Origin of the sequence: Nostoc sp. NMS7, from assembly GCF_017115085.1 — a bacterium.
In the GTDB taxonomy this organism is placed as follows: Bacteria; Cyanobacteriota; Cyanobacteriia; order Cyanobacteriales; family Nostocaceae; genus Nostoc.
The window spans coordinates 15,021-31,244 of sequence record NZ_JABXKJ010000077.1 but is presented as its reverse complement, the minus strand read 5'-3'; the positions used below and the strand labels follow the sequence as shown (position 1 = coordinate 31,244).

Genomic DNA, 16,224 nt, shown 5'->3' with positions numbered 1-16,224 from the left:
AAATTTTCCCATATTTTTATCGCGCAGAGTTCATACCTGTTTATCCTACGGGATAATTTGGTTGTTAGAACTCTCCAAGTGAGAAAGACCTACGCATGGCATGCTCACAAAAGTTTTATCTTTTTCATAGGATAACGCGGGAGTCAAGAAATCCTGGAGTAGGAAACAGGATAATGCTGTCTTTACGTCCGTGATTTCATGGAGGAAGCAGGACTAGACATGCTACTTGCTACAACGCCAAAGGGCAATTCCGTGACTCGACTTTAAAATATCAATTCAGTAATCTTTAAAATCAACGACTAATTGGATCACATAATAACCTAATAATGAATGATTAAGTAATATTTTAATTTAGAAAACCTCTTGTGAAGATTTGATATATATGTGAAAGAGTGATGATAGAAAATGGCTATCTGATGTTTCTTCAGTGCCATTACAACAATCTCTTAGATACTTAGATGTTTCTTACAAAAACTTTTTCAATTCTCGTAACGGAAAAAGAAAGGGTGGTAAAGTTGGCGCACCTAGATTTAAAAAGAAAACTAACTCACAATCTGCCGAGTTTACCAAGGCAGCTTTTTCCGTAAAAGACAATACAGTTTACCTAGCTAAAATCGGGACAATTAAACCAATTTGGTCAAGAAAATTACCGTCTGAACCTAGCTCAGTCACAGTAATTAAAGATTGTGCTAATCGCTATTTTTTGAGTTTTGTAGTAGAAGCTCAACCTAGTTTTACTGTTGCTAAAAACCAAAGTATCGGTATTGACTTGAGTTTAATACTTTTGCTGTAATGAGTAATGGAGAAAAAGCTCTAAGCCCTAACTACTCAAAACCTGGCCGCAAAATTCGTAAATTACAGCGAAAACTAGCGCGTCAACAGAAAGACTCAAAAAGAAGAAATAAAACTCGTCTAAGAATTGCTAAATTACACAATCGAATTGCCGAGACTCGCAAAGATTTCTCGCACAAACTATCAACCAAGATAATTAACGATAACCAAGTAATTGTTTTGGAAGATTTAAACGTATCGGGTATAGTTAAAAACCGTAGACTATCTAGAGTAATTAGTTTGCAAGGATGGCGAAAATTTAGAAACCTTTGTAAAGCTAAGTCAGAAAAATTCAATCGTGATTTTCGAGTCATAGACAGATGGCAACCCACAAGTCAAATATGTTTATGTTGTGGCTTTCGGTGGGGAAAAATTGATCTCTCTGTTCGCTCAATACTCTGTTTAAGTTGTGGCACTGAGCAAGAAAGAGATGAAAACGCTTCTAAAAACATAGAAATGGTCGGGATGGGGCATCGCCACGACCTTAAACGGACAGGGAATGACTGTAAGACTGTTTCGGCAGCAAGTTACTGTGAACTGTCAAGAATCACCGACCTTCAAGGTCGGTGAGTATGTCAACATCACTTCTTTACTGAGTCGATGATGTATTTGAATCTGAATCAGTCTCAATACGATGACTGGTATTGTGTGGTAATCTTCCAGAATCGCAGTTTAGAACCAAGCGATACAAGAACTCATCGAGTATTTTTGAACAGCGACCAAGTGCAGCGAATTTATTTGGATGAGTTAGGCACTCCCAATACTCTTTAATGCAGTTGACAATCGCCTCAGAGAAAGCGATCGCACAGCAAGCTCATCTATTAATTAAGCGGGTACAATTAGCGTCAACGCAGGCACTGCCAAAAAGTGAAATAATAGATATCATTACCACAATTGCTGTTTACAAGTTTTCATCTTTGAGTAGAGAGGAAGGAAGTTAAAGTTATGCTAGGTTATACCTCTTACCCAAACAATTAATTTTGATATTTTGTTTTTTATGAGTAATGTATCTCGATTATCCCTAGCTTCTAAATCGCAAGCTGCAACTTCTCGTTTGCGGTTACTTGTATTAAGTAATGGTCATGGGGAAGATGTAATTGCAGTTCGGATTTTGCAAGAACTCCAACGACAATCAAATTCACCAGAGATATTTGCTTTGCCTCTGGTGGGTGAAGGACGTGCTTATCAACAGTTGGATATCCCCCTCATCGGTTCAGTCCGCACTATGCCTTCTGGCGGCTTTATTTATATGGATAGCCGCCAATTAGCCCGGGATGTACGCGGTGGTTTATTGCAACTTACCCTCAGCCAGATTAAAGCTGTCCGCCGTTGGGTGAGTTCCCAAAAAAAATTAGGTAATAAAAGAGCGATTTTAGCAGTGGGAGATATTCTCCCCCTGTTGTTTGCAACTTTTAGTGGCGCCAATTATGCTTTTGTGGGTACGGCAAAATCAGAATATTATGTGCAGGATGAAGCTGGATTGTTACCCCGAAAATCTCAAGGTGCGCGTTGGGAAAACTTTTCTGGTTCAGTTTACCATCCTTGGGAACGTTGGTTAATGAGTCGTCACCGTTGTAAGGCGGTGTTTCCGAGAGACGCACTGACGACAGAAACATTAAAACAATGGCCAATTCCAGCTTTTAATTTGGGTAATCCCATGATGGATGGTCTAGAACCGACCTTTTCACGCCAACAATTTTATAGTCAGGATAGCCAACAGCAAGAAACAGTTCGACCTTTAATGGTGACTCTTCTTCCTGGTTCCCGTCCACCAGAGGCATACACCAACTGGGAAACAATTATGATTGCCGTATCTGCTTTGATGGCAAGTTTCCAGCAGCGAGATTCGGTGTTTTACACTTCTGGCACAGTCGTATTTTTAGGCGCGATCGCTCCTAGTTTAGACTCTAATATTTTATCCCAAAGTGTGCAATCCGAAGGCTGGCGCATTGAATCAGCATCTCCTATCCAACTTCACGATCCAAATATGTTGACATTTAAACAAAGGAATGCTTATCTACTGCTGACACAACAAGCCTATAATGATTGCTTGCATTTGGGAGATTTTGCGATCGCAATGGCAGGTACAGCCACAGAACAGTTTATCGGTTTAGGGAAACCTGCGATCGCGATTCCTGGCAATGGACCTCAATATAACCCTACCTTTGCTGAAGCTCAAAGTCGTCATTTAGGCTCATCTTTGATTTTAGTCAAGCAGCCAGCAGAAGTTGCCAATATCGTCCAATCCCTCTTCAAAAATCCTGATATTTTGCAAATTATTGCCGAAAATGGTCTGCGACGCATGGGTAAATCGGGAGCCGCACTACGCATTGCCGAATGTTTACAAGAACGATTTTGAACAGGCATTGGGCATGCTTATCTCCCTTGTCCCCCTTGTCCCCCTCATCTCCCTCATCTCCCTCACGCCACCAACCCAGAACGTAGCGCCCTCACAGCAGCTTGAGTACGGTCATCGGCACAGAGTTTATTTAGAATATTGCGAACATGAGTCTTCACAGTACCAACTGTAATGTAGAGTTTCTCGGCAATTTGCCCATTGCTACACCCAGCTACAATCAGCTCTAGGATTTCTAGTTCCCGTTGAGTCAGGGGGTATGTTTCCAAAACTTGCTCGTATTCTGTCGCCAGCGCCTCAATTTTTACAGTCTTCGGCTTGTCAGAACTTTGACTTTCTCCAGGAATACCTTGGCGCATCTTCCGCAATACCACGTTGGCAATTGCCGGATCAATCCAAGAGTTACCGGCGTGAGTTGCTTGGATCGCCTCTGTTAATTTACTGATACTTGTTTCTTTCATATAATAAGAATCAGCACCCGCCGCGAAGGCTGCAAGTACAGCATCCTCTGTGTGATCCATTGTCAGGATCAGAATCTTTGTAGTCGATTGCCCATTTTCAGCTTGGTAGCGTTTGAATTTACGGGTCAGTTCGATACCATCCATGTCAGGCAAGCCGATATCTACAACAGCTACATCTGGCTTTGCCGTTTCTAAAAGTTTTAATCCTTGGGTAGCATTTGAGGCTTCGCCAATTACTTTCAATGCGCTGTGAGACTGTAATGCTGCTCGTAGCCCCATTCGCGTTAAGTCATGATCTTCAATTAAAATAATGCTAATTTCATTCATCGCTACACTCACTTTTACGCTGTTTGCGTCTTTCAATGTATTACCTTCTGTAAGTGCTATTTATTATTTTCCCATACTAAAGATAGATGATCTTCAAAAAAGTCTGCATCCACCGAGAGAAATAATAAATACCCGATTTTTTATATTTTGATAGAGGATAAATCTAGCTGGAGATATATGGATACTTGCACAAAAACTATGAAATATTGAAACGAATGCCAAATTGTTCCCCCTTGCTTAGAATTCAGTTTTGAGTTGGGATGTTCCATTAGTTGATTCTTGTATAAAGCTGATAAAAATGGACAAATTACAAAAAGTCAAAGTTGTTTTACCAGAAAGTGAAGAATGGTTTCGAGGGATTTTTAACCAAACCTTGGGATTCATCGGATTGATGGAGCCAATAGGAATCTTCATGGAAGGGAATCAGGCGGCGTTAGAATTTGCTGAAATCGGCAGCAGCAAAGTAATTCGCTGTCATTTGTGGGAAGGTTGTTGGTCTGACTCTTCACTGAACGTGGAAACTTTTCTCCTTTTAGGGGAGAGGCTGGGAATTTTCGCTCAATCCTTGTAAGGAAGCTTGCTCAAATTCCAGAAAGTTGGAAGCAGTTGGTATTATTTCTAAAATTCACAATAAGGATCATCAGAGAAATACTAACACAGGTCTAGCAATCGTTAGGAAAATCGTCAACATTTCAGGAGGTAAGATTACTTCAAATTCACAAATTAGGTATAGGCAATACTTTGTTATTTGCTTGGTCTAACCAATCTGATGGGTAAAACTGCTCAATATGGTACACGATAATGGTATGTAACTCTCACCAATGACTGACGACGGTCGCTTGCTAACTCATTTAGAATTAGATTTTAAGCTTAGTAAAGTATTTTATTTTACCTTATATCAGCTTTGTTTGCTGTCTTCAGATGAATAGTTTTCGGTTTGTTAATTGCTAATTTTTTGAAAGTCATTGGTCATTTGCTAGAGGTTGAATTTCAATAGTCTGGTAAATTAACCAGATTGAGGATACAACAGACTGAATTTGCCTTTGACCTTCCCTAACTTTCTGGAAATGATGGCGACGCTCAACAAGTATTGGATATTGTGCAAAATGCCTTAGTCAATCAAGTTACAGATTTTAGATGTCCGAAAATCTTATATTATTTAATTAGATAATCTCAAAAGAGAAATGTTATACATCAACCTATGTTTGGTGGCGAAAATAAAAACCGATGCAAGAGACGCTGAAAATTTTAGTTGTAGGAGATGACAAAGTAGACCGGATGGCAGTCCGTTGTGCCCTGACTAAAGCAGGTGTTCAAATGGAACTGTCTGAAGTAGGCGATAGTATTGATGCGTTTTCTGCCTTAAGCGCTACTGCCTATGATTGTGTTTTCCTCAACTATCGCTTAGTAGACGAGGATGGATTAACCTTGATTCAACAACTACGTTTTTCAGAAATTAAAGTTCCTTTAGTAGTTCTAACTGGTCAAGGAGATGAACAAATTGCTGTCCAATTAATCAAAGCTGGTGCTACAGACTATCTCTCTAAGTCTAAGATATCCCCAGAAACATTATCCCAGGTTTTGCGGAGTGCGATCCGGCTTTATCGGGCTGAAATGCAGGCAGCTTTGGCAAATCAGCAGCTTAGAGAAAGTCATGAACAACTAATTCGTAAAAACCAAGAATTGGAGAGACAACAGCAAGAGATTCAAATGCAAAACTTCAAGCTATTGGAGGCATCACAGCTAAAATCAGATTTTTTGGCAAGTATAACTCATGAACTCAGAACGCCGATGAATGCGATTATTGGTTTTTCGCAAATCCTGTTGCGTCCTAAGTTAGGTCAACTAACGCACCAACAAGCAGATATGCTTGAGCGCATTTTGAATAATGGGAAGCATTTGCTGATGCTACTCAATGAAGTTCTCGACTTTTCCAGGCTGGAAGCAGGGCGATTAAACTTCAAGGCGGAAATATTTGATGTATCAAAGGTAATAAATCTCGCTATAGATGAAATGCATTCCCTAGCTGATGCCAAAAATATCTCATTGTTAATGCAAACTGATTTGCAAAATACTTTGATATTTAATGATCCCGCTCGTGTCAAACAGATTTTAATTAACCTGCTCTCCAACGCCATTAAGTTCACCGAGTCTGGTAAAATTTGGGTTGAGGTTAAGGAACTACCTGAAAATCGAGTGGCAATTATTGTTCAGGATACAGGTATTGGCATAGCATCGAGAGATTTTAAATGTATTTTTGAAGCATTTCGGCAAGTCGATCAAAGTATCACTCGCAAATATCCAGGTACAGGTCTGGGTTTGGCAATTATAGATTCGCTGGTACGAATGATGGGCGGCAAAATATTTCTGGAGAGTAAATTGGGGTTCGGTTCAATGTTTAAAATTGAATTGCCACGTCAAATCACATCATCGACTGGAGCAGCCCAGGTTCCAGGTTTAGAGTTAGATGGGGAGGAGGTTTTTTGCTCTGCTAAAAATTCGCATCAGTCATGTTCTCAAGCCAGTAAAGCATCAATAGGATATCCTAAATTTAAACTATAAATTAGTTCCAAAAAAAAACTGATAAAAGTTGATAAATCATGTCTGTAGTTGAAGATAATAAAATTTTTCGTATCCTGGCAGTTGATGATATTCAAGATAATCTCATTTTGGTTGAAGCAATTTTAGAAAGTGAGGGGTATAAAATTGATTTGGCTTCAGATGGAATAAAAGCTTTGCAGAAAATTGAACAATCTCCACCGGATCTGATTCTGTTAGATGTGATGATGCCGGGAATAGATGGTTATGAAGTCACCCGGCGGATTCGGAAGAACCCTGCAATCTCTTATATTCCAATTCTGCTGATTACTGCCTTTCATGAATCCAGCGTTGTCGAAGGTTTGGATGCTGGGGCTGACGATTTTATTCGTAAACCATTTGATACTGATGAACTACTGGCAAGAGTGCGATCGCTGTTGCGTCTCAAGCACAGTCTAGACGAACAACAAAAAATGGCTCGCCAACGCGAAGACTTTGTTTCTCGTCTGACTCATGATTTGCGAACTCCCTTAGTAGCCTCCGATCGCATGTTGAATTTGTTTGAGATGGAAACATTCTGCAAAATTTCGCCAGAAATGAAACAGGCGATCGCAGTCATGATTCGCAGTAACCAAAATTTGATGGATATGGTAAACACCCTCCTAGAAGTCTATCGCTTCGAGGCAGGTAAAAAAACGTTGAATTGGGAAGTATGCGATTTACGTGAGATATCTGAAGAAGTAGTCAGCGAACTGAGTCCTCTAACTAATGAAAAAGGGTTGACTCTAGAAATAGATACCAGTGAATTAGAACCACTAGGTAAAAATGCTGGGATTATTATGGGCGATCGCTTGGAACTACGGCGAGTGCTAAACAACTTGATCGCAAATGCCATCAAATTTACAGATACAGGTGGCATAACAGTCCGCATTTTGGAAAGATCATCTCATCCAGGAAATCCAGATTCGGTAATAATTGAGATCCAAGATACAGGATATGGGATTGCGCCAGAAGATCAGGCAACAATTTTCGAGCGATTTCGCCAAGGTAGAAATAAACGCTCAGGTAGTGGGTTAGGACTACATCTATCCCACCGGATTGTAGAAGGGCACGCCGGAACTATCCAGGTTGCTTCGGAAGTAGGTAAAGGTAGTCTATTCACTGTGCAACTACCTAAAAACACTTAATTTTTTCTGCTTCATAAGTAGTCAGGGTAAAGATTTTCAGTGTTTACTATAAAGTGTTGTTTATTTATGCATATCAACTTATTAGCGATAATTAAATAGCCGCCGTCGGTGCGCCGGAGGCTTAAAATACCTGTGGAGAACTTATAAGACCTGGAGCAATTCAGGCGGAGATCGTTGAAGCTTTCCATCACGTGACTTTTAATCATGCAAGGTTCAATTGTGAGACTTGTAAGCCACAGATACCCGACTTCTTTGAGAAGTCGGGTATCTCGTTTTTCACGAATGATTCAGGATTGCTATTGTTGTCAAACATTACCTCGCTGGAAACCCTGACTCCCAGAACTGTAAGGTTCAAAACACACACTTTCATCGGATGACAAGTGTTTTGTAGTACGTTGTATTTACATTAGCAACGCTTGCTCAGTTAGACCAAGGTTGTAAATAAATTTGAAGTTTAGCCAAAAACTTTTAAAAATCTCTAGACTCTCCAGCCGGCTAGAGAGTCTAGGATGAATTTAAGGCGACTCTCAACCAGAAATTTCTTGAGTCATCCAGTTTGGTTTGGCTAGCTTTATCCACTTTATCCCGTAAATCTATGACCCTCCAACTCACAGTTCCCAACATGGCTTGTTCTGTTTGTGCAAGCACCATCACCAAAGCACTTCAGGCAGTCGATGCCAATGCTAGCATTCAGGCTGATCCCACAACCAAGCTTGTCAGTGTAGAAACTCAAGCATCAGAAACAGCAATTAAGGAAGCGTTAGCTGCTGCTGGCTATCCAGTTGCTTAACCTTTAATGATCCTGCCACACCAATTACAGGGATTCATCTAGTTATGGATACTCTCACACTCAAACTTCGAGGCATGAGTTGTGCCGCTTGCGCCACTAACATCGAAAAGGCAATTCGCTCTGTTCCTGGGGTAATTGACTGCAACGTTAACTTTGGAGTAGAACAAGCTACCATCAAGTACGATCGCTCTCTAACCAATTTAGAGAAAATCCAAACTGCGATCGCATCTGCGGGATACTCTTCGGACTCACTCCAAAAAGAAATACTCTCCGAAGAAGATGATGCAGAGATTGCGAGTAGGCGAGCATTACAACGCAAACTCTCTCTCAAAGTATTGGTGGGAGGTGTAATTAGCATTTTCCTATTTTTGGGATCGTTGCCCATGATGACTGGGCTAAATTTACCCTTGATTCCAAGTTTCCTGCAAAATCCTTGGGTACAGTTAGTGCTGACAACTCCCGTCGTATTTTGGTGTGGTGGATCTTTTTACCGGAATGGCTGGAAATCCCTCAAGCGCCATACGGCGACAATGGACACGCTGATTGCTTTGGGCACAAGTGCAGCGTATCTATATTCTTTGTTTGTCACGGTTTTCCCGAACTTTTTTATTGCTCAGGGCTTGATTCCTCATGTTTATTATGAAGTTGCCGCGATTGTTATTACCTTAATTTTGCTGGGGCGGTTGTTAGAAAATCGCGCTAGGGGACAAACTTCTGAAGCTATCCGCAAACTCATTGGAATGCAAGCTAGAGATGCCAGGGTAATCCGTGATGGTAAGGAAATTGATCTTCCGATCGCCGAAGTCAGAATTAACGATGTGATTTTGGTGCGTCCTGGTGAGAAGATTCCCCTAGATGGAGAAGTGATTACAGGTGCTTCAACGGTAGATGAAGCGATGGTGACAGGTGAAAGTTTGCCAGTCAAAAAGCAGCCCGGAGATGAAGTAATTGGGGCGACGATTAACGGTGCAGGTGCATTTCAGTTTCGGGTGACACGAGTCGGAAATGATACGTTTTTGGCTCAAATCGTCAAATTAGTACAACAAGCCCAAGGTTCTAAAGCACCAATTCAGCGCTTGGCAGATCAGGTTACAGGATGGTTTGTACCAGCTGTGATTGCGATCGCGATCGCCACTTTCGTCATTTGGTTTAACTTCACGGGCAACCTCACCCTAGCAACAACGACAATGGTAGGTGTACTGATTATCGCTTGTCCTTGTGCTTTAGGTTTAGCTACCCCCACTTCTGTAATGGTGGGGACTGGTAAAGGTGCAGAAAATGGCATTTTGATTAAGGGTGCTGACAGCTTAGAACTAGCACACAAAATTAAAACCATCGTTTTAGATAAAACTGGCACTTTGACGCAGGGGAAACCGACAGTTATAGACTTTGTGACTATCAACGGCACAGCTAATGGTAATGAAATCAAGCTTTTACAGTTAGCAGCAACGGTAGAACGAAATTCTGAGCATCCTTTAGCGTCAGCTGTGGTGAAATACGCCCAGTCTCAACAGGTGAGTTTAATAGATGCAAAGAACTTCGTGGCTAATGCAGGTAGTGGTGTGCAAGCAGTTGTTTTAAATCAGCTAGTGCAAGTTGGTACACAACGCTGGTTAACAGAACTTGGAATTAACACCATGAGTCTTCAGCAGTATAAAGATGCCTGGGAAACTGCTGGTAAAACAGTTATTTTGATTGCTGTAGATGGCGAACTCCAAGGAATAATGAGTATTGCCGATGCCCTCAAACCTTCATCAACAGCAGTGGTGAAAGCACTACAGAAGTTAGGTTTAGAAGTAGTAATGTTGACCGGAGATAATCGTAAAACTGCCGAAGCGATCGCTCTACAAGTTGGCATCAAGCGAGTATTTGCCGAAGTCCGGCCAGATCAGAAAGCGGCGATTATCCAATCATTGCAAGGGGAGATAGAAAAATTTCCCAAATCCCAAATCCCAAATCGTTCGACTGAGCGTTCGCGTAGCGTCTCGGAGAGAAGTCGTTCGCGTAGCGTTCCGCAGGAAAGTCCAAAATCTAATATTGTAGCAATGGTAGGTGATGGCATAAATGATGCGCCAGCCCTAGCACAGGCGGATGTGGGAATTGCTATTGGTACGGGAACAGATGTAGCGATCGCAGCTAGCGATATCACCCTAATTTCTGGAGATTTGCAAGGAATTGTCACAGCAATTCAACTTAGTCGCGCCACCATCAATAATATTAGGCAAAATCTCTTTTTTGCCTTTATTTACAACGTCATTGGTATTCCCATTGCGGCTGGAATTCTGTTCCCCATCTTTGGTTGGTTACTTAATCCGATTATCGCCGGGGCTGCGATGGCTCTTTCTTCGCTCTCTGTTGTTAGCAACGCTCTAAGATTGCGTAACTTTCAACCAAAAGCTATCTCATAATTGCAGGTTAATTTAGGAAATGTTCAGTAAAAAAATGCTTTGGGGAAGCCTTACAGCTTTAGTGCTTCTCACTGTAACATCAGACGTAACATTAGCAGAAATGCCAGCCCACTCGTCAGAGCAAACCAGCCAATTTAATCATATTGAGCAACCTTTGGGCTTAAAAGTTGGTGTTGCGATCGGTGGTTTAACCTTAATTGGACTAGAGTTGTGGTGGTTTCTTCTCTATAAAAGTTCCGAATCCTAAATAAAGAACGAAAATTCCTAACAAATTCTCTGCGTTCCTCTGCGCTTCCCTCCGCGCCCCTACCCTGCGGGAAGGCGTTCGCGTAGCGTCTCGTAGAGAAGCGCCTATGCGTTTAAATTTCAATCCTCAATTCACCACCAGCCTATTTTACTTTTAACTTTTACTGTAAGTCTTATTTTGAATGATCGGACAAATTGTATCCTCATGGTGATCGCTGATATTCTTCCAGCCTGAAAGTAATCCCTCTATTTCCGAACGTAAAGTTAACAACTGATCAATTTGTTGATCAATTTGCAAAACCTTATCTTTGAGCTTGTCTTTGATTTCACCACAGGGAGCTTGTCCTTGGTCATAAACCTGAAGAATATTTCCAATCTCTTCTAGGCTAAGACCAAGATTTTGTGCCCTTTTAATGAATGCTAGACGAGTTAGCACATCCAATGAAAACTGGCGAAAGCCTCCCTCTGTTCGTCTTGATGAATTGATTAAGCCTAAACTTTCGTAATAACGAATTGTCCTGATGGGGATTCCGCTTAAATCTCTTACCTGACCAATTAAAAGCAATTTTTTATCTGGAGTTAACACGGTAGATTTTCCTAACTCTTGTAATTATTATGACATATTTTATTAATCATTAAGTCCTTTGAGAGTTTAGCAAAATATTGGCATAAGTACTTGAAGTTTTTATCTAATTAGAGATTTTACTAAGTTTTCATTTTTCAAATATCTATTATAAATGGATATCAGCTTATTTTAGCTGATATTTAAATGTCATAACTTTAACATTTCTAAAGATATTTTTCCAACAATTTACCTTTGTAATTTATCCATTTATTGGGTAACTCTTTCTCATGGTACTGAAAGTAACTGTTTTTTTGAAGTTCCCATGTTACTTGTAGATCAACTGCTTCACTTCAAGTGAAACCATAAAAATGAATCTCAACTCGCAGACTTTTAGCTCAACCCGTAAGCCTAAAAATTTTAATAATCCAGAGCGTTTTATTGAGGGATGGTATTGGGTAATACCCTCTCAAAATCTGCGGGTGGGTGAAGTAAAACCTGTCACGATTTTGGGTAGAGAATTAGTGATTTACCGTGGTAAAGATAAAAGAGTAGTTACCTTCGATGCCTACTGTCCCCACATGGGCGCTCACCTTGCTGAAGGCAAAGTTGAGGGTAATGCACTACGTTGTTTTTTCCACCACTGGAAGTTTGATGCTGAAGGGATGTGTATTGATATCCCATGTTTAGATGTGCCACTTTCCCTAAAGTTACAAACTTGGCCTACTGCTGAAAAGTACGGGATGATTTGGGTTTGGACTGGAGAAATACCACAACAACCTCTACCTTTTGTTCCAGAGTTGGAACAAAAAGAGTGTGATGTCGCCATCCATTCTCACTTCGTGATGAACTGTCACCCCAATGTGGTGATGATTAACCCCATCGATGCTCAACACCTCAATACAGTTCACCAACTGCCAATAGAAATTATTTTTGAAAGACAGGAATTGAACGAGAATGCGATTATTTTCACTAACACTACACCCATCAAAGACAATTCCTCTTTCATTAAGCTCATCCGTCTTTTCTACAAAAATGCCATAACTTACAGTATTTGCTATTGGTACGGTAGCATTAGCATTGCCACACTTGGCCCCGATTTCTTCCATGTCCACACGATGTTAGCAGTTCGCCTCCACGAAGGGGGAAAAGCTGAAGGTCAAATCTTGTTGATCACTAAGAAACGTAAAGGAATTTTTGGTTGGTTATGCAATCGAACTGTATTATGGCTAACCAAAATTGCAGGTAAGTTCTTTTTCATGGGTGACATCAAGGTTCTCCAAACAATTCAGTTTGATTTGAAAACTCCCATCAAAGTAGATCAGCCAATCATGCAGTTTATTAACCATGTTGAAAAACAGCAATCCCTAATGTGGGGGACTTGGCAAGAAGCGCGATCGCGCGATGTGGAGAGCAAGCCCAAACGTGAGAGATGGCAAGATACAATGAGTAATGATTAGTATCATGTCTATATGACCAGAATTCCGTCAGATTACTTGGTCAATTAAACGCACACGAAATCATACCATTGTCAACAATTTTTGCAAGAAATGAATCGCCTGTAGGGTCGTACAGGTGTACGCCCCTACAAATGTATGTTTAGCAGGTATTTTGTGAAATAGTATAACAATTAATAAAAGTTAAAAGTTCAACCAAATTACTTTTAACTTTTAATTTATTTTTTACTGGGCTACCATATCAATAAAAAGAAGTGGCTTTGCCACTTCCTAATTCCCAGGTAGAACCTAAGTCATGAGTATAACGACTACAAAAAATTGAAATAGTATAAACAAATACCAATTAACTGGATATCTCTGTTTTACTAGTTGCCTGGGTGAGAAAACCCTGATTTACATCCGCCAAATAACTGTATATTTACATAAGTCTCATGATTCCAATGCAGACTCAATTTTATCCAGTTCATTGAAAGCGGGGGGAAACTCCATCCCCTCCCTCATAGCCAGCCTTTTTCACGTAAGTGCTGGAGGTCTTCTTCAAATTCAGCCACATCATAGTGTATGCAAATACCGCGATTAGCTAGTAATTTTTGAAATTTTAGTTGATTCATTCCAACTAATTTGCTGGCTTTACCGATGCTAATTTTATCTTGCTGAAAAAGCAAAATTACGATTTCCTGCCATAATTCCTCTTCTGAAAGACCACTGATTTTGAGAAGTTCGTCTGGAATAACCAAGCTCATAGAAGTTTCATTAACTCATGATTGCATCGTAGCACTATCCATTGATGGTAGAGTATTCACCAATTGTGTATTCTGTATTCTGATGCCTCGGCGGAGCTTTTCCCTTGCTCCGCTTCTGATTTATCTCATCGCTCTAGTTGCGTTTAGAATTGCCAGTAAAGCTACTCCAACATCAGCAAATACAGCTTCCCACATTGTCGCTATACCGAAAATACCCAACCCAATAAATACACCTTTAATTGCTAAAGCAAACCCAATATTTTGCCAAACAATTTGGCGGGTTTTTCTGGCGATTTGGATTGCTTCTGCCACTTTTGATGGTGCATCTGTCATGATCACAATATCGGCAGTTTCTATCGCTGCATCTGAGCCTAACCCGCCCATCGCCATACCAACATCTGCTCTAGCAATCACTGGCGCATCATTAATGCCATCGCCAACAAAGACAACTTTACCATGCTTGCCGGCGGTGCTGAGTAATTTCTCAATGGCATGAACTTTTTCTTCAGGTAATAACTCTGCTTCATAGCTATCTATGCCAAGCTGGTGAGCAATCTGGGAAGCGATCGCTTGATTATCTCCTGTCAACATTACTGTTCTCTCTACACCCATTCGCTTAAGTGCTTGAATAGCAAGTCTTGCATCTTCTTTGAGTTCATCAGCAATGACAATATACCCAGCATAAATATTATCCACTGCTAGATGAATAACTGTTCCCTCTAACTGGCAATTATCATGAGGAATTTTCTCTCTATGTAATAAGCGATCGCTTCCCGCTATCACTACTCTATTTTCAACCTTGGCTTTAATTCCATAGCCTGCGATCTCTTGATAATCTCTCACTTCAAATTCATCGATTCTTCCCCTATAAGCCTTGCAGATAGATTGAGCGATCGGATGATTTGAGTGCGATTCTACTTTGGCAGCTAATTGTAGCAATTCTTGTTCGTTCCAGCCATTTAATGGTACTATTGTTGCTACTTTAAATACCCCTTTCGTTAACGTTCCCGTTTTATCAAAAACAACTGTATTGACTGCATTCAAAGTATCTAAAAAAGTAGAACCTTTAACCAAAATACCACGTCTAGCTGCACCTCCCACACCTCCAAAGTAACCTAATGGAATACTGATAACCAGTCCACACGGACAGGAAATAACTAACAAAATTAGGGCGCGATAAACCCATTGTGAAGAAGTTGCACCGGAAATGAATAAAGGAGGTAATAGTGCAACTGCTAGAGATGTAAAAACTACAATTGGTGTGTAATACCCGGCAAATTTAGTAATAAACTTTTCTGTTTCTGCTTTTTTACTTTTGGCATTTTGCACTAAGTCTAAAATCTTAGCAATGGAAGATTCATTAAAAAGTTTTGTTACTTTAATGCTGATCACACCCATTTTATTAATCATCCCAGCTAAAACTGTCTCTCCCAGCCTCACAGTTCGCGGCACAGATTCTCCAGTTAATGCAGATGTATCAACTTGCGAATTACCATCTATAATTTCGCCATCTAAGGGAATCTTTTCTCCGGGTTTTACAATAATAATATCCCCAATATTTACCGTTTCTGGCGATACTTTCTTAAGTTCTCCGTCTATTTGGATATTCGCATAGTCGGGACGGACTTCCAATAAGGCTTTGATGGAACTACGAGAACGACTGACGGCTATATCTTGGAACAATTCTCCAATTTTATAAAATAACATGACTCCGACAGCTTCGGGTAATTTATGAATTGCGATCGCCCCTAGTGTCGCTACTGCCATTAAAAATGTTTCATCAAATACTCTGCCTCTGAGTATATTGCGCCCAGCAGTTTTTAAAACACTCCATCCACTTAATAAATAGGCAGGTATAAAAAGCAAATATTCACCTATCGAGTAAAATGTATTGTGTAATTGATTTTCAAAAATTACACCGGGCGCATATAAACTTAAAATCATTACCAAGGGCAATATCTCATTTTTCAGGTTGAATTCTCCACCGTGTTCGTGATTGTGGTCATGGTTATGATTCTCATCATGATCATGGTTATGATTCTCGTGATGATCATGTTCACAGTGGGAACAACCTGAAGATTCTGAATGTACTTTTTGCTTCATTTTATCTGTTAAGGCTAGTAAGTTATTTGATATATGAGCCTGTTCTCAAATGTAATGAAAAAAAGGAGTTTTTACAAGTTGAGAATTTAAGAACGAGAATCTATATCAATACAAAATTTAGGTTTATTGTTGAATCTTTCTACTAATATTTAGTAAATATTAAGATTTGTAACCTTGTAAAGGTAGCTATTCTGGTCAGTTTTTTGAGAAATTAT

Annotated in this window: 14 protein-coding genes and 1 pseudogene; 11 read left to right on the top strand and 4 right to left on the bottom strand. The window is 40.2% G+C overall.

The genetic code is table 11. From position 1 onward, the window contains the following. Window positions 1-427: 427 nt before the first annotated feature. The 4 genes and pseudogenes from HWQ38_RS07265 to HWQ38_RS07250 all read left to right on the top strand — a co-directional run bounded on the left by HWQ38_RS07265 (window position 428) and on the right by HWQ38_RS07250 (window position 3,190). On the top strand, window positions 428-793 hold the full coding sequence (locus HWQ38_RS07265; protein ID WP_292791734.1) for a hypothetical protein: 366 nt from the start codon (window positions 428-430) through the stop codon (window positions 791-793). Then, complete coding sequence (locus HWQ38_RS07260; RefSeq protein ID WP_292791731.1) at window positions 793-1,401, top strand: transposase; 609 nt, start codon at window positions 793-795, stop codon at window positions 1,399-1,401. The genes HWQ38_RS07265 and HWQ38_RS07260 overlap by 1 nt, the downstream gene beginning before the upstream one ends. Before the next feature lie 15 nt (window positions 1,402-1,416). Further along, a pseudogene (locus tag HWQ38_RS07255) lies at window positions 1,417-1,763 on the top strand (DUF2887 domain-containing protein); the annotation flags it as partial. Window positions 1,764-1,828: 65 nt separating this feature from the next. Continuing rightward, window positions 1,829-3,190 (top strand): lipid-A-disaccharide synthase-related protein, encoded by a 1,362-nt coding sequence (locus HWQ38_RS07250; RefSeq protein ID WP_292791728.1) that lies wholly within the window; start codon window positions 1,829-1,831, stop codon window positions 3,188-3,190. Between the two features lie 62 nt (window positions 3,191-3,252). Here the strand turns inward: HWQ38_RS07250 and HWQ38_RS07245 are convergent, their stop codons facing one another. Then, window positions 3,253-3,975, bottom strand: a complete 723-nt coding sequence (locus HWQ38_RS07245) for a response regulator transcription factor (RefSeq protein ID WP_292791725.1) — start codon at window positions 3,973-3,975, stop codon at window positions 3,253-3,255. Window positions 3,976-4,273: 298 nt separating this feature from the next. Between HWQ38_RS07245 and HWQ38_RS07240 the strand changes: the two genes are divergently transcribed. From HWQ38_RS07240 to HWQ38_RS07215, 6 genes are all read left to right on the top strand, one after another. Beyond that, on the top strand, window positions 4,274-4,546 hold the full coding sequence (locus HWQ38_RS07240) for a hypothetical protein (RefSeq protein WP_292791722.1): 273 nt from the start codon (window positions 4,274-4,276) through the stop codon (window positions 4,544-4,546). A gap of 656 nt (window positions 4,547-5,202) precedes the next feature. Then, window positions 5,203-6,537 carry a hybrid sensor histidine kinase/response regulator gene (locus HWQ38_RS07235; RefSeq protein WP_292791719.1) on the top strand — a complete coding sequence of 445 codons (1,335 nt, stop codon included), beginning with the start codon at window positions 5,203-5,205 and terminating at the stop codon, window positions 6,535-6,537. A gap of 38 nt (window positions 6,538-6,575) precedes the next feature. Continuing rightward, a complete protein-coding gene (locus HWQ38_RS07230; protein WP_292791716.1) occupies window positions 6,576-7,700 on the top strand; it encodes a hybrid sensor histidine kinase/response regulator in 1,125 nt (374 codons plus the stop codon). A 595-nt stretch (window positions 7,701-8,295) separates the two neighbouring features. Next, window positions 8,296-8,490 (top strand): heavy-metal-associated domain-containing protein, encoded by a 195-nt coding sequence (locus HWQ38_RS07225; protein WP_292791713.1) that lies wholly within the window; start codon window positions 8,296-8,298, stop codon window positions 8,488-8,490. 44 nt (window positions 8,491-8,534) lie between these two features. After that, window positions 8,535-10,898 carry a heavy metal translocating P-type ATPase gene (locus tag HWQ38_RS07220; protein WP_292791711.1) on the top strand — a complete coding sequence of 788 codons (2,364 nt, stop codon included), beginning with the start codon at window positions 8,535-8,537 and terminating at the stop codon, window positions 10,896-10,898. Between the two features lie 19 nt (window positions 10,899-10,917). After that, window positions 10,918-11,145 (top strand): hypothetical protein, encoded by a 228-nt coding sequence (locus tag HWQ38_RS07215; RefSeq protein WP_292791709.1) that lies wholly within the window; start codon window positions 10,918-10,920, stop codon window positions 11,143-11,145. 153 nt (window positions 11,146-11,298) lie between these two features. On the opposite strand, the gene HWQ38_RS07210 is transcribed toward HWQ38_RS07215, so the two are convergent. Next, entirely contained in the window at window positions 11,299-11,730 is a 432-nt protein-coding gene (locus HWQ38_RS07210; RefSeq protein ID WP_292791707.1) for a heavy metal-responsive transcriptional regulator, read from the bottom strand. A 347-nt stretch (window positions 11,731-12,077) separates the two neighbouring features. Here HWQ38_RS07210 and HWQ38_RS07205 point away from each other — a divergent pair, with 347 nt between their 5' ends. Beyond that, entirely contained in the window at window positions 12,078-13,166 is a 1,089-nt protein-coding gene (locus HWQ38_RS07205; RefSeq protein ID WP_292791705.1) for an aromatic ring-hydroxylating dioxygenase subunit alpha, read from the top strand. A 494-nt stretch (window positions 13,167-13,660) separates the two neighbouring features. On the opposite strand, the gene HWQ38_RS07200 is transcribed toward HWQ38_RS07205, so the two are convergent. Together HWQ38_RS07200 and HWQ38_RS07195 are read right to left on the bottom strand one after the other, a co-directional pair. Then, on the bottom strand, window positions 13,661-13,906 hold the full coding sequence (locus tag HWQ38_RS07200) for a UPF0175 family protein (protein WP_292791702.1): 246 nt from the start codon (window positions 13,904-13,906) through the stop codon (window positions 13,661-13,663). 120 nt (window positions 13,907-14,026) lie between these two features. Next, on the bottom strand, window positions 14,027-16,009 hold the full coding sequence (locus tag HWQ38_RS07195; protein ID WP_292791699.1) for a heavy metal translocating P-type ATPase: 1,983 nt from the start codon (window positions 16,007-16,009) through the stop codon (window positions 14,027-14,029). Window positions 16,010-16,224: the final 215 nt, after the last annotated feature.